Raw genomic sequence first — 14,971 nt, 5'->3', positions numbered from 1 at the left:
CAGGTGTGTGATGAGAGTGGAACTGCCGGAAAGCTTTGAAAAGAGAATGCAAGAGATGCTGGGGGATGAATACGAATCGTATATCGAAAGTTATGATAACCCCAGACAGTACGGACTCCGGATCAATCCGATGAAGATCACGGAAGAGGAACTGGCGGAAGGCTCCGGTTTTTCTCTGGATCCGATTCCGTGGACAAAGACCGGGTATTTTTATAAAGAAGAAGATCAGCCGGCCAGACATCCATATTACAGTGCCGGTCTTTATTATCTGCAGGAGCCAAGCGCCATGACTCCGGCGGCGAGGTTTCCGGTGGAACCGGGGGAGAGAGTTCTGGATCTGTGTGCAGCACCGGGAGGAAAGGCAACGGCTCTCGGCGCAGCGCTTCAGGGAAAAGGTGTACTGGTGGCAAATGATATCAGTAATTCCAGGGCCAAAGCACTGTTAAAGAATCTGGAAGTATTTGGCATATCCAACGCCTTTGTGACCAACGAAGTACCACAGAACCTGGCAGAGCGGTTTGAAGGATTTTTTGATAAAGTGCTGATCGATGCACCGTGCTCCGGGGAGGGGATGTTCCGCAAAGATCCGGCGGTGATCAAAACCTGGGAGGAAGAACGTCCGGAGTACTTTGCAAAACTGCAGAAAGATATTCTGAAAAATGGTGTGCGGATGCTGCGCCCGGGTGGAAAACTGCTGTATTCCACCTGTACCTTTGCTCCGGTAGAAAACGAGGGAAGTATCTCCTGGATCCTGGAGCAGTGTCCGGAGATGGAACTGATTCCCATCGAAGGATATGAAGGATTCTCCGAGGGTAACCCTGCGTGGGGTGATGGAAGAGAGGAACTGCGCCGCTGTGTGCGGATCTGGCCGCATAAGATGAAAGGAGAGGGGCATTTTCTGGCCCTGCTGAAAAAGTCCGAGGATGCGCCCGAGACAAGGATCAGACTGGAACCGCCGACGCGGATGGATAAGAAAAATAAAGCAGTTCTGGAAGAATTCTTCAGGGATTGTCGGTGGAAACCGGACTGGGAGCGGGTACAGATCAAGGGCGAGAAAGTCTACCTGGTACCGGAGCTTCCGGTAAAGTTGAACGGTATCCATTTCTTAAGAAACGGACTGTACCTGGGAGATCTGAAGAAAAACCGTTTTGAACCATCCCAGCAGCTGGCGATGACGCTGAAGGCTTCCGACTATGCGGGAAGCGTATCCCTTTCACCGGAGGATGAACGGATCGGACGATATCTGCGTGGAGAAACCCTGCTTTTGGAACCGGGGGAAGCGACCAGAGAGAAAGGCTGGATCCTGGTCTGTGTGGATCAGTATGCACTCGGTTGGGGAAAACTTGTGAACGGAGTTCTGAAGAATAAATACTGGAGCGGCTGGCGGCTAAAAAGTTGACATAATCCGCAGTTTAATGCGGAAATTCGCCAAAACTCCACTAATTATTACGCAAATATTACGAGATGTTAAAAAACTACTTCACAATGCTACAAAATCATGCTATAATGACTCTTGCCTGAGAAAGTGAGAGGAATTAATATGAGAAGAAAAAGAATCATAAGCCTGGTACTTTCCGCATGTCTTATCGTGGGAAGTGCGGTACAGGGTGGAGCTGCTACCACGCAGGAGAAGATCTCCGATGCGAAGGCACAGCAGCAGGCGAATCAGTCTTCCCTGCAACAGACCCAGGAAAAGATTCAGGAACTGGAATCAAAAAAAGGTGAATCCGAAACATATCTTGCAGATCTGAACACTCAGTTGGACGATCTTCGCAGCAGTCTGGAAAAACTGCAGAACGATTACGATGCGAAGCAGGAAGAACTGACACAGCTGCAAAGTGACCTTGAAGATGCGAAAGCGGATGAAGCGCAGCAGTATGAAGCGATGAAACTCCGTATCCGCTATATGTACGAAAACTCAGCCAGCAATTATATGAACCTGCTGTTCGAATCAGGAAGTATTTCTGATTTCTTAAACCAGGCTGAGAACATTTCCCAGATGTCAAAGTATGACAGAGACATGCTGGATACATACAGAGAAACAAAAGAAGCCATCCAGACCAAAGAGGAACAGGTGGCACAGGAAAAAGAAGAGATTGTGGCTCTTCAGCAGGAGAGCGCGGACAAGCAGGCAGCAGTAGAAGAACTGGTGGAGGCAACTTACCAGCAGATCCGTGAATATCAGGAAGATATTCAGAGTCAGCAGACAGCAGAGAATGATCTGTTGACCAAGATCAGCAGTCAGGAAGATGCGATCAACGACCTTCTTCGTCAGGCAAAAGAGGAAGAAGCAGCAGCCAGATTAGCAGCACAGCAGGCGGCACAGGCAGCAGCTGAGAAAGCAGCACAGGAAGCGGCAGCAAAAGAAGCAGCAGAGAAAAAAGCGGCAGAAGATGCAGCAGCACAAAAGGCAGCACAGCAGAAAGCAGCGCAGCAGGCAGCGTCAGCGACACAGAAAAAATCAAACAGCAGTACAACAACGACTACAACGACAAGTAATACTGCTGCGAATACAACAACTACAACAGACAGCTCCGACAATACCATCGATACTTCACAGGGCAAATACCTGGGAAGATTCAAACTGACAGCATATTGCAGCTGTTCCATCTGTTGTGGAAAATGGTCCGGCGGCGGTACAGCCAGCGGAACCACTCCGACACCGGGACGTACCATCGCGATGGCGGGAGTTCCATTCGGAACCAAACTTTCCATCAACGGTCAGATCTATACCGTAGAAGACAGAGGAACCGCATACGGACATGTGGACATCTTCATGGGAAGCCACAGCCAGGCATTGAGCTTTGGTATGAAATATGCAGATGTGTATCAGGTGAACTAGAGAAAAATAAGAACAGAGAGTGCAGGATACGGGAAACGTGTCTGCACTCTCTTTTTTCGCTTACAGGAGATTGCTTTCCTGTTCATAATCCGGCTTCCGGCTGCATAGAATGCAGATAGTTTCATAGCAACGAAACAAAGGAGGGGAAAAGATGGATGCCACGATTCTGGTAAACCGTACACACCGCTTACCGCGAAAAGCGATACCACAGACCTTAGTTGAGCCGGAAATCATCTTTGATGCACCTGTCGGGGACAGGAAAAGATTACTTGCAGTCAGTGCGGCGAAGGGAGTGGAGGCGCTTTTTGCGAGAGGAAAAGAGGAAGGAATCTATCTGTGCGGAGTATCCGGCTACCGAAGCTACGAAAGACAGGAAGAACTCTATCAGAAGAAACGGCGGGAACAGCCAAAAGAAACCGGAGATCCTGTACATTGGATAGCACCGCCGGGAGCCAGTGAGCATCAGACGGGTCTGGCACTGGATGTTTCCTGCCAGGCGGTTGACTATCAACTGGATGAGCGTTTCGGAGAAACCCGGGAAGGCCGGTGGCTGAAACGGTGTGCACCCTTATATGGCTTCATCCTGCGCTATCCGAAAGGAAAAGAGCATATAACCGGATATGGATGGGAGCCCTGGCATATCCGGTATGTAACCCGGTCGCTGGCGTTGTACCTGACACTTACAGGGCTGACACTGGAAGAATATTATGAGCAGAAATAAAATGAGGCGGAACGCCGGCAAAAGATGCTGGTGTTCCGCCTTGTTGTTACATTGTATATCATCAATTGTTCATAGTGAAGGTCAGATATCGGGCGATCATGTCTGCTACCTTTGCATCCGCTTCGGAAATCGGATCCGTGCGCTTCATGCCAAGAAAACACACGGCCCCGACCGGATCCCCGTCCCGTGTCACAGGAACCAGCGCCTGTTCCGTGTGCGCATCATCGTCTGTCACCGGATAATAAGCGTTATTTTCCGGGATAAAATCCCGGTCAAAGAGTCGCTGCTCCATCGCTTTACTGAGAGATTTCCCCTGATACTTCTTATTCTCCGGCCCGGCCGCGGCCACCACCTGCTCCTGATCACAGATACAAAACAACTTCCCGCACGTCTTTGCCGCCGCATCCGCCAGCTGCTGCGCTCCGCTCGAAAACTCCCCGATCGGTGAATATTTCTTCAGAATAATCTCCCCGTTCCGATCCGTAAAAATCTCCAGAGGCTCTGATTCCCGTATCTTCAACGTCCGCCGTATCTCCTTCGGAATCACCACCCGCCCGAGATCATCGATTCTTCGTACAATACCTGTTGCTTTCATAGACTTTCTCCTTATCCGTATAAATATGATGTGCTAAATCTGGTTTTAGATGAAATTAAAGTTCTGGTGTTAGTATTGGCGGATTTTTGGAAAATATGAGTGAAATTGGAAGGAGTGGGATTCTTATTTTGGTTTATCGATTAATATCCAATACAATGATCAAACAAACCATTTTGATTAGTTGAGTTTATTATTTTTAAAACCGGAATGAGGATGGAGACGTCTAATATAGGGGAGAACGCATAGTGAGAGTTATACGAAGAAATGAAAGCTAAAGACTATAGTTAGTTATAATTCCCGGGTGGTAATAAAGTAGGGAATATGGTATAATTTATCGAATAGAGTATTATTATACATAAATATGCCGAATACGAAGCATATTTATAACATGATTGAGCTTATAGACAAAGAGAAAATAAGAGGAAGAAAAATGTCGGATATAAAAGTAAGTATTATTATGCCGGTATATAAAGTAGAAGAATACGTAGGAAAAGCAATAGAAAGTATACAGGCGCAAACTTTAACAGAATGGGAATTCATTATAGTGGATGATGGAACTCCGGATAAAAGTGGTGAGATCTGTGATGCTTATGCAGAAAAAGATAACAGAATTAAAGTGATTCATAAAGAAAATGGTGGAGCACCCAGCGCAAGAAATGTAGCTATTGATATAGCAAAAGGAGAATATATGTATTTCCTGGATTCTGATGACTGGGCAGAACCAACGATGTTGGAAGATATGTATAATCTGGCAAAAAGAGATCAGGCGCAGCTGGTAGTTGCCGGCTTTTATATTGATACCTACTATGAAAAAGATAAATATCTTACAGATAATTATGTGGTAGAAGATGCAGTTTATCCGGATAAAGAGTCCTTCAGAAAGAACGCGTATAAATTATTTGATAAAAACCTGCTCTACACACCGTGGAATAAATTGTATGAGTCAAAATATATTCTTGAGAATAATCTGCGGTTTCCAACAACATTATGGGATGATTTTCCATTTAACATCAGTATTGTAAGAAATGTAGAACGTGTAACTGTTACATCAAAACAATACTACCATTTTCTGCGCGCCCGTGCAGAATCTGAGACCACAGCTTATCGTCCGGGAATGTACGAAAAAAGAGAAGAAGAACATGGTTGGATGGTAGACCTGTATAAAGAATGGAAGGTCATGGATCATAACAGCATGGAAATGATAGCCAGACGTTACGTAGAGCGATTTATAGGATGCGTAGAAAATATAACCAATCCGAAATGTGAACTGTCATCCAAAGAGAAACGCCAGGAAATCAAGCGCATGCTGAAAAATCCTCGATTGAAAAAAATGCTGAAACTGGCCAATCCACGATCAAGTTATATGAAAATCATGGTGCTACCACTGAAGTGGAACAGCACGCTGCTGACTTATTGGGAGGCCAAGGTGATTACGTTTGTGAAGACAAAGAATACAAAATTGTTTACGAAGTTGAAAGTGGGAAGATAAGCGTGAAAAAGACATCTTTTTTTAGTATTGTTATGCCGGTATATAATGTGGAAAAATATTTGGATAAAGCGATTCAAAGTGTATTGAATCAAAGCTTTACAGACTTTGAAATTATTTTGGTTGATGATTGTTCGCCGGATCACTGTCCGGATATTTGCAATCAGTATGCAGCAAAGTATTCAAATGTGAGCGTCATACACCATGAAGAAAATAAGGGCTTGAGTATGAGCAGAAATAGTGGTTTAGATGTTGCAAGTGGAAGATATATTTGGTTTATGGATTCGGATGATTATGTTGAAAATAATCTATTACAGAAAGTGTATGACTCTATTCGGGAAAATCCTGCAGAGATGATTTTATTTGGTCTTGTAGAAGATTATTATAATAAGAATGGGGAACTTACGTACAGTAAAGAACGGAAACCACAGCAGGGATTTATGACGGAAAAAGATATGATTCATGAGAAGGTAATTGATTTAGAATTGCAGACTCTGTTTGGATATGCTTGGAACAAAATTTATCAATTAGATTATTTAAGAAAAAGTCAAGTGAAATTTGAAAAAATAACATTGATTGAAGATATTTTGTTTAATGTGAAATTCGCTGAAAATATGCAATCTATGAATTGCCTGGATATTGCACCATATCATTATAACCGAAGATTAGAAACAAGTCTTACGTCTGTATATGTGATGGATTATTTTGAATTACATAGACAAAGAATTATGTTATTGTACAATCTATATGAGAAATGGGAATGTTGTGATGAAAAAGTAAAAACCATACTTGCAGGATTATATGCAAGATTTACTCTTTCTGCAATACAGAGAAATTGTAGCCAAGAGTCAAAAATGTCAATTGGAGATCAGAAAGCGTGGATTGAAAATGTATTTAGGGATTCATTATTCTTGAATCTTGTCGATTCTATGATTCCAAATAGTCATAGTATGCAGATTTTCATGTATGCATTGAAAAAAAGGATTGTTTGGCTGAGTTTGGCTATTGGCAGAGGTGTTTTTTTGGTCAAGAATGAATTCCCGATTGTTTTTGCAAAATTCAAAGAGGCTCGATAAAATGAAAAGAAAAGTGTTGATTGGGTTCATGATTAACGGACATGCGGGTGGAATAGATAAATATATTTTTAACATAATCAAGATGGTATATGATCAATTCGATATTACCATATTGGTGAATGAGAAAACAAAAGAATTAAAAGAGCTACTGGATGATTATAATGTGAAAATTTGTGAGGTTTCAAGATTGAATCATCCAGTATCGCAGTATAAAGAAATTTGTAATATTCTAAGAGAAAATATATATGAGGTGGCATACTTAAACTGTTCGACAGCAATTGCTTTTCCGTTTTTAGTAGCAGCCAAAAAGATGAACGTAAGAATAAGAATTCTGCATAGTCATTCTACGGGAATTGATACAAAGAATGTAGCAAAAAAACAAATTGAACTATTAGTACATAAATTTGGCAAGAAAATATGTGCTCGAACAGCTAATAGATTTTATGCATGTTCAGACAGTGCAGCACAATGGATGTTTGATAAAAAAATTTTTCTGAATAAGAAATATGAGCTTGTTCCCAATAGTATTGAATTTTCAAAATACAGAAGAAATATGAGTAAGAGGGAAGAAATAAGAAATGCATATGGCATGAATGATTGTATTGTATTGGGACATATCAGTAATTTTCAACCTGTCAAAAATATTGATTTTATACTCAGAATTTTTAAGAAGATACATGATGAAGAAGAGAATATAAAATTATTGTTGGTTGGAGATGGTCCAGATAGAAGTTACGCAGAACAGTATATAAAAGATAACCGGTTGGATGAAGATGTTATTTTAACGGGTTTTCAGAAAAATGTATCTGATTTTTATCAGATTATGGATTTTTTCCTGCTACCTTCATTTTTTGAGGGATTACCTATTGTTGGAATAGAAGCACAGGTATCAGGAACCTTTGCGATTTTCAGCGATAAAATTACTAGAGAAGTGAAAATATCAGAAAGATGCGAATTCCTTGCCATTGATAATGGGGTGGATGTGTGGGTAAAATGTATTTTGGAACATAAGGCGAAAGACAACGCAAATGGAGATTTGTATGAAATAGCTGATAAATATAATTTGGAAAAGGCACAAAAAACATACCTAGAATTGTTTGAGTAATGGAGAAAAGATGAAAAAAGTAGGATTATTTACGTTTCACCGGGCAAGAAATATTGGTACATCTTTGCAGGCCTATGCATTACAAAAGTATCTGGAAACATGTGGAGAAATGGTAGAAATTGTAGATTATAGACCGTGGTATATAGAGGAAAGCTTTGGGATTTTTATAAAGAGTTTGTATAAAAAATCCAGAAATTCTATAAAAGGAATAATAATTTTTTGGATTAAAACAATTTTAAGAATGCCATTTGCTGCAAGAAGGGAATACAATTTTAAAACATTTTGGAAAGAGAATTTTAGAATATCAGAAAAGTCATATGGAACATACGAGGAGTTACAGAATACAGAATTAGATTATACACATTGTGTTTATGGAAGCGATCAGATTTGGAATCCAGATTTGACGGAAGGAATTGACAATGTGTATTTTGGAATGTTTAATTCAGGGATAATTCATTTTTCTTATGCAGCCAGTATAGGAAAAGATAAACTTAAAGACGGCGAAGTGGAAAAGATTATAGATGGGATAAATAATCTGAGTTTTGTAGGAGTAAGAGAAAAATCTGCAAAAGCAGCATTGAAAAGAAAATATAATGGAGATATTCAGATAAATATTGATCCTACTTTGTTACTTGAAAAAAAAGAGTGGATGAAATTTATAAAAGAGAATCCCATAAAATCAGAATATGTTTTTGTATATGTTTTGGAAAAGAATCAAGAATTAATTGAGGTAGCGAAGACGATTGCAGAACAAGAAAATTTAAAGATAGTTTTCTTGGATTTAAAAAATTATTTTGGAAAGAGAGGAATATCAAAATATACAGCAGGACCATCTGAATTTTTAAATTATATATATCATGCTAAGTATGTGATTACAAATTCTTTTCATGGTACTGTGTTTTCGATAATTTTTCATAAGCAGTTTTTTAGTATTCCTTTCCAGGAGAGAGGAACAAGAGTAGTGGATCTGCTTGAAATGTTAGGTATTAGTGAACGAATAATATATAAGAAGGATGAGATGTATGATATTAAACAGCATATTGATTACGAGAATGTTGAGAAAAGAATAGAAGATAATCGAGAATGTTCCAGAAAATATATTATAAATGCATTAGGAATGGAGAGAGCATAAATGCAAAGAGAGAAAAAACTTGTTTCTAATATTATGATTTTTGCATTGGGCAATCTAGGTTCAAAATTTTTACAGTTTTTGTTAGTTCCGTTTTATACAGCGGTGTTGGCACCCAGTGAATATGGGGTGGTTGATATTTTGCAAACAGGAAGTATGCTGCTCATTCCTATATTTTCGTTGACCATATCGGAAAGTGTTTTCCGCTATGGAATGGATAAAAGTTGCAATAAGAAAAGCGTTTTTTCGATAGGTTTTTTTGTGAGCCTAATAGGAAGTGCTGTTTTAATTGTTTTGGGAAGTGTAGGGAAAAAAATATTTCATCTGGAATATCAAGGATTCTATTTAATGTTGCTTTATAGTGTTGTAAGTATGATGCGCAATGTAACATCTCAATTTCTGCGTGCAATCGGCAAGGTAAAATTGTTTTCTATTGATAATATGCTCCAAACGCTAGCCATTGTTCTGTTGAACTTATTGTTGCTGATAAAATTCAGAATGGGTATTTCCGGATACATGTGGGGATATATTTGGGGAAATATAGTTTCTGTTTTGTTTGCTTTGAGCGTCGGAAAATTATGGAAATATCTGGAGTTTAGAAAACCAGATATTGATACGGCTAAACAGATGTTATTGTTCAGCATACCGTTAGTTCCGAATACAATTTGCTGGTGGATATCAAGCAGCACGGATCGTTTAATGTTGGTAACAATGGTAGGAGAAAGTTCAAATGGAATATACTCTATAGCACATAAAATTCCAAGCGTTATTAATATTGTTATAGGCATATTTATACAAGCATGGCAAATATCAGCAAATGAGGAATTTGATAAGAAGGATAAGGGACAGTTTTATAGTGCGATTTTTGATTACTTAGTATTTTTAAGTTTTTCTATTTGCTCATTACTAATGTTATTTGCAAAGGTTGAAATCAGAATTTTATCAAATGCAAATTATTATGAAGCTTGGAAGAGTATGATCGTATTAATTCTTGGAATGGTGTTTTTCACGTTTGCTCAATTTCTGGGTACGATATATACTGCAAATAAGAAAACTATGATGGCATTTTGGACTAATTTATTAGCGGCAATAGTTAATGTTATATTAAATATGGTGTTCGTTCCGAGATGGGGAGCTGTGGGAGCGGCATTTACAACGTGCTTTAGCTATTTTGTATTGTGGATTTCAAGAATTATAACTACCAAAAGTATAGTTGAAATCACTATTAAAGTAAAAAAAGTCGTTTTTTGTAGTATGCTGCTCTGTATACAAACGATTTTACAACTTTTAGAAGTGAAATTTTGGATATTGTTTTCGAGTATATGTGCTGTAGGTATTATCGCTTTAAACTATAAACAAATATATGAGTTGTTAACAAAAGGAATACAGTTAGTGAAAGCGAAGTGTAATACGCTTTCTTATAAAAAAAGGTAAAAATGGGAACGTATTTAAATAGTAATGATAAAAATGAGTGCTGTGGATGTAGAGCATGTGAACAGATATGTCCGAAAAAATGTATAAGGATGGTAAAAATTGAAGGCTTTTTATATCCACAGATAAATAAGAATGATTGTATAAATTGTAAAATGTGTGAACAAATCTGCCAGATGAATCAAACGGAAAAGCTGAAACACAAAGAGAAAAAAAGTGTATTTGCGGCTTGGAATGCAAAAGAAGCAGAAATAGCATCCAGTACATCGGGTGGAATGTTTCCGGCTTTGTCAGATTTAATTATTGAAGATGGTGGAATTGTGTATGGCGCAGTACTAGAGATCAACAGCAAAGAAGTTCTGATAAAAAGGGCGGAAACACTAAATGACAGGGAAGCAATGAGAAAATCCAAGTATGTTTGGAGTAATACTGAAAATACATACTCAGAGATAAAAAAAGAATTAAATAATGGGAGAAAAGTACTTTTTTCTGGAACTCCCTGTCAAGTTGCAGGTTTAAGGTCGTTTTTAAGAAGAGATTACGAAAAACTGTTTTGTATAGATATTATATGTCATGGTATGCCATCGAATATAGTATTTCAATCATATGTGGAATATTTGGAGAGGGAATATCATTCCGGAATAAGAAAATTTGAATTTCGATATAAAAAGGAAGGAATAATGAAGTCCTGTTATCATATAGAATTCGAAAATGGAGTTGTTTTAGAAGAAGGACTTGGAGAAAATGCTTATTCACGTACATACAATAGTTTGATTGCTCATATGCCGATGTGTAATCAGTGTCCTTATGCAACTGGAGATAGAGTATCTGATATAACCATTGGGGATTTTTGGGGAATCGAAAAAATAGATTCTAAAAGCATGAATGCGAGTGGAACTTCTATGGTGATTATAAATACAAAAAAGGGGGAAGAACTATGGGAAAATTCCCTGAAAAAAATTAGTTATCATGAAGAAGATATTAATGAAGCTATGAAGTGTAATCCAGCATTATGCCGACCGAATAAAAGACATCCTTGGAAAAAAGGATTCATGAAGTGTATAGAAAGAGATGGATTTAAAAAGGCGTTTACATTGTATATAAAAATTGGAAACAAGCCTATGATAATATATAGGATATTTAGGAAAATAAAAGAAATAACAAATGGAAAGTTGAGAAATTAATATGGAAAAGAAAAAGTGTATAAAAATCCAAGATGCGGAGTGTCTGTTCAGAATAGCGTATATCGTTCATTTGTTACTCTCTTTTAATGCAGTTATTAATAGAACATGTATAGTAAATATATCATTGTGCATAACACTGGGGTTGTCTGCATATATAGGGTGTATTAAATTATGGAGATGGAAAAAACTAATTTATGACAAAAATTTTCTGCTATTAACCTTATTTGCAATTAGTTTTGCAGTTTCAGCAGCAGTACATTATCAATACGGTATTAGTGGAAATTTAAAAGGATTTATTTGGCTATGTATGCAAATATGGCTGTTATATTTGTGGTTTGATGGAGAGGATGTTCGCAGACAGGTTAAATATATAGGAAACGTATTTATTGCAATTGTAACTATGCAAAATATTGTTAATTTTATTCTCTTTTTCATAGGGTTTTCTTATAGAAAAGTTTTTGGATACGGCGATATTCATATGTTAGGTTTCCACTGGGGAAGATTATGGGGGATCTATGATGATCCTAATCATGGTGCTGCAATTTCAGTTTTGGCAATCGTTTTTGCACTGTATTTATTGGGTGAAAATGTCAAAAACAAAAAATGGTATGTGATGTCATTGATTTTTCAGACATTGTATATATATTGGTCAGATTCAAGAACGGGTATATACTCGCTGGTACTGGCAATAGTGATATGGGGAGTGGTTGCATCTAGTTATAAATATAAAAATTGTTTTAAGAGAAAAGTACGTGGATATGCTTTTTCTGTTGGAGCTGCATTATTAATTATAGCATTGGTTTCTCCGGTTCAAAATGTATCTGGAGAGATAAGAAACAAGACAAAATTTGTTTATGAAAAATATTGTCTTGGAGAACGGGGAGAAGATTTAGAGGAAGAAGACGAGGACGAGGAAGTTGGAAGAAAAGGAGAAATGAGCGATCCAAGTAATCGAAGATTTGCTATATGGAAAAGTGGGGTTGAAATATGGGAAACAAGTCCAATAATTGGTGTTTCATGGGCAAATCTGGAACCCTATGCAGAAAAAGAATTACCAGAAACATATATTGTAGATAACGATTTGCAAAAATTTCGTTCGTTACATAATATGATAATTGATGTGCTGGTTGGGCAGGGGATTATCGGTATTGTTTTATTGACATGTATTATTGTTAATACTCTTGCTTTTACATTTAAAAATTATAAGATGATATCGGATACAGATGCATTGCTTTGTGGCATGTTATTTACTATTATATGCATAAGCTTTTTTATAAGTATGTTTATTTCATCAATATTTTATGTTAATTCTCCGGAAACGTATGTATTTTGGTTTGCGTTTGGCGGATACATGAATATTCTTCAGAAAAACGTTGAAACTGGTTGATTTTTAATAAAAAAACTGTGAAGAACACAGATGGTAAACGAGAAATGCACCATAGTTGTTACTGTGGTGCAAACTTTAGACGGAATATATGGGAAATTTATAAAAGATAAAAAAGCAACTGCATAGACGCATAATCTTTTGAATTATGCAATTCCAAATAGCTACATGCACTAAATATATTGACGAACAATGAGTACACGTGTACTATTAGGTGAAGTAGACAGAATATGTGTTGAATTTTAAAACGACTTTTGCAAAGGAGTATACTTATGAAAAGATTCAAACACGATTTGAGTATGCAAATCGTAAAATTATTAGATGCACTTCTTTTAACAATTCCCTTTGGAATTTGCTGGATGGCATATTATGCAGGCCGCACTGCGGAACCGTTTTATAATAAGGGAAACTGGGTGATTATTGGTTTGTTTTGCCTGATATATATAACATTTGGAAAAATATATGAGGGATTTTTAGTCTCTATGAATCGTATTTCTGAAATGGTGTATAGCCAGGCACTTGCAGCGGTCATAACGGATTTTATAATGTATGTTATAACGTTGCTTCTTACAAAACATATTCCTAACGTCTTACCTATTTTAGGAGCATTTGTAGGACAGATATTAATGTCGGCTATTTGGTCATATGCAGCGCATAAATGGTACTTTGCTCATTATCCTGCAATGAGTACAATGATTGTTTATGATATGCGGGAAGGAATGGAAGAACTGATTCAAGAATATGGGTTTGAAAAAAAATTTTCTGTTCAGAAAACTCTGTTTATTGATGAGTGTTTGAATAATCTTTCGGTTTTAGATGAAGTGGAAACTGTGTTTTTGAGTGGTATTCATAGTCATGATAGAAATATTATTTTGAAATATTGTATCGAACATGATATTTCTATCTATGTTATTCCGCGAATTGGGGATGTAATTATGAGTGGAGCGAAAAAGATGCATATGTTTCATCTTCCGATTCTTCGCTTGGAGCGTTACCATCCGTCACCATTTTATTTGTTCATAAAGAGAGCGTTTGATATTGTAGCGTCAGGAATTGCCCTGATCATTCTTTCACCGATTATGATTATTGTTGCTATTATAATTAAAGCGACAGATGGTGGCCCTGTTTTTTATAAGCAAACTCGATTAACAAAAAATGCAAAAGAATTCGGAGTGATGAAGTTTCGATCTATGCGTGTAGATGCTGAAAAGGATGGTGTAGCCCGGTTGTCTACGGGTGAAAATGATGATCGTATTACATCGATTGGACGCTTTATACGAAAGGTACGAATCGATGAACTCCCACAACTGATTAATATTCTAAAAGGTGATATGAGCATTGTTGGACCAAGACCAGAGAGACCACAAATTGCTGCTGAATATGAGAAAGAAATGCCGGAATTCCGTTTGCGTCTTCAGGCCAAAGCTGGATTAACAGGATATGCACAAGTCTATGGAAAATATAACACCACTCCATATGATAAATTGCAGATGGATCTTACTTATATTGCAACTCCTAGTATTTTTGAAGACCTACGTATTATGTTTGCTACTATCAAAATATTGTTTATTCCTGAAAGTACTGAGGGAGTAGCAGAAGGTAGTACTACTGCCTTGCAAAATGAGACAACTCGTTCTGATTCTAAATAGTTATATTAATTATACGGTGATTTGCTTTTATCTTTTGTAGTGCCCCAAGATATGATATAGAACAGCATATCTTGGGGCACTTATCAAATTAATTTGTTAATGATTTCATGAACTGTCACCAGACTGCTCACAGTAAACGCTCCATAGCGTGTACCTTTACATGTAACGGGCTGCTCTTGCAGCCCGGATAAATGTTACTTGTTTTTTCGGATACGTTCCGGGAGTGCTGGTGACCATGGCAACAGATCATCTAAAAATGAAAGGTTGTGGTCATCCATATGCTCCGGTATCTCGTGTAACAGATGTTCAAAGTATTCGAATGGCTTCAGCCCGTTTGCTTTTGCCGTTTCAGCAATGCTGTAGATAACA

Annotated in this window: 13 protein-coding genes; 11 read left to right on the top strand and 2 right to left on the bottom strand. The window is 37.8% G+C overall.

Features of this window, described 5'->3' with window-relative positions; genetic code table 11:
- The first annotated feature begins 16 nt into the window (after window positions 1-16).
- The 3 genes from FYJ57_RS02610 (at window position 17) to FYJ57_RS02600 (ending at window position 3,563) form a co-directional block, all read left to right on the top strand.
- Window positions 17-1,399: an RsmF rRNA methyltransferase first C-terminal domain-containing protein gene (locus tag FYJ57_RS02610; protein ID WP_408636454.1), complete on the top strand. Its 1,383-nt coding sequence runs from the start codon at window positions 17-19 to the stop codon at window positions 1,397-1,399.
- Window positions 1,400-1,540: 141 nt separating this feature from the next.
- Complete coding sequence (locus FYJ57_RS02605) at window positions 1,541-2,842, top strand: PcsB-like coiled-coil domain-containing protein (protein ID WP_154431426.1); 1,302 nt, start codon at window positions 1,541-1,543, stop codon at window positions 2,840-2,842.
- Window positions 2,843-2,993: 151 nt separating this feature from the next.
- Window positions 2,994-3,563 (top strand): M15 family metallopeptidase, encoded by a 570-nt coding sequence (locus FYJ57_RS02600; RefSeq protein ID WP_154431425.1) that lies wholly within the window; start codon window positions 2,994-2,996, stop codon window positions 3,561-3,563.
- 61 nt (window positions 3,564-3,624) lie between these two features.
- Here FYJ57_RS02600 and FYJ57_RS15290 read toward each other — a convergent pair whose 3' ends face one another.
- Window positions 3,625-4,158: a stage V sporulation T C-terminal domain-containing protein gene (locus FYJ57_RS15290; RefSeq protein WP_154431424.1), complete on the bottom strand. Its 534-nt coding sequence runs from the start codon at window positions 4,156-4,158 to the stop codon at window positions 3,625-3,627.
- Window positions 4,159-4,588: 430 nt separating this feature from the next.
- On the opposite strand from FYJ57_RS15290, the gene FYJ57_RS02590 reads away from it, so the two are divergent.
- The 8 genes from FYJ57_RS02590 to FYJ57_RS02555 all read left to right on the top strand — a co-directional run bounded on the left by FYJ57_RS02590 (window position 4,589) and on the right by FYJ57_RS02555 (window position 14,602).
- The gene (locus FYJ57_RS02590; RefSeq protein ID WP_154431423.1) at window positions 4,589-5,647 is read left to right on the top strand and encodes a glycosyltransferase family 2 protein; all 1,059 of its coding nucleotides are present in this window, start codon (window positions 4,589-4,591) and stop codon (window positions 5,645-5,647) included.
- 2 nt (window positions 5,648-5,649) lie between these two features.
- Window positions 5,650-6,720: a glycosyltransferase family 2 protein gene (locus FYJ57_RS02585; RefSeq protein ID WP_154431422.1), complete on the top strand. Its 1,071-nt coding sequence runs from the start codon at window positions 5,650-5,652 to the stop codon at window positions 6,718-6,720.
- 1 nt (window position 6,721) lies between these two features.
- On the top strand, window positions 6,722-7,825 hold the full coding sequence (locus FYJ57_RS02580; RefSeq protein WP_205839894.1) for a glycosyltransferase: 1,104 nt from the start codon (window positions 6,722-6,724) through the stop codon (window positions 7,823-7,825).
- A 10-nt stretch (window positions 7,826-7,835) separates the two neighbouring features.
- The gene (locus FYJ57_RS02575; protein ID WP_154431420.1) at window positions 7,836-8,957 is read left to right on the top strand and encodes a polysaccharide pyruvyl transferase family protein; all 1,122 of its coding nucleotides are present in this window, start codon (window positions 7,836-7,838) and stop codon (window positions 8,955-8,957) included.
- Complete coding sequence (locus FYJ57_RS02570; protein WP_154431419.1) at window positions 8,958-10,388, top strand: lipopolysaccharide biosynthesis protein; 1,431 nt, start codon at window positions 8,958-8,960, stop codon at window positions 10,386-10,388.
- A 2-nt stretch (window positions 10,389-10,390) separates the two neighbouring features.
- Window positions 10,391-11,569, top strand: coding sequence for a Coenzyme F420 hydrogenase/dehydrogenase, beta subunit C-terminal domain (locus FYJ57_RS02565; protein ID WP_154431418.1), 1,179 nt, complete (start codon window positions 10,391-10,393; stop codon window positions 11,567-11,569).
- 1 nt (window position 11,570) lies between these two features.
- Window positions 11,571-12,956 (top strand): O-antigen ligase family protein, encoded by a 1,386-nt coding sequence (locus FYJ57_RS02560; RefSeq protein ID WP_154431417.1) that lies wholly within the window; start codon window positions 11,571-11,573, stop codon window positions 12,954-12,956.
- Between the two features lie 269 nt (window positions 12,957-13,225).
- Complete coding sequence (locus FYJ57_RS02555; protein ID WP_154431416.1) at window positions 13,226-14,602, top strand: exopolysaccharide biosynthesis polyprenyl glycosylphosphotransferase; 1,377 nt, start codon at window positions 13,226-13,228, stop codon at window positions 14,600-14,602.
- A 194-nt stretch (window positions 14,603-14,796) separates the two neighbouring features.
- Here FYJ57_RS02555 and FYJ57_RS02550 read toward each other — a convergent pair.
- A partial coding sequence (locus FYJ57_RS02550; RefSeq protein ID WP_205839889.1) for a transposase domain-containing protein occupies window positions 14,797-14,971 on the bottom strand: 175 nt, incomplete at its 5' end.

The sequence above is a fragment of the Oliverpabstia intestinalis genome, assembly GCF_009696065.1.
Classification (GTDB): Bacteria; Bacillota; Clostridia; order Lachnospirales; family Lachnospiraceae; genus Oliverpabstia; species Oliverpabstia intestinalis.
Note: the sequence above shows the minus strand (reverse complement) of the source record. Positions and strands in the feature narration are given on the sequence as shown.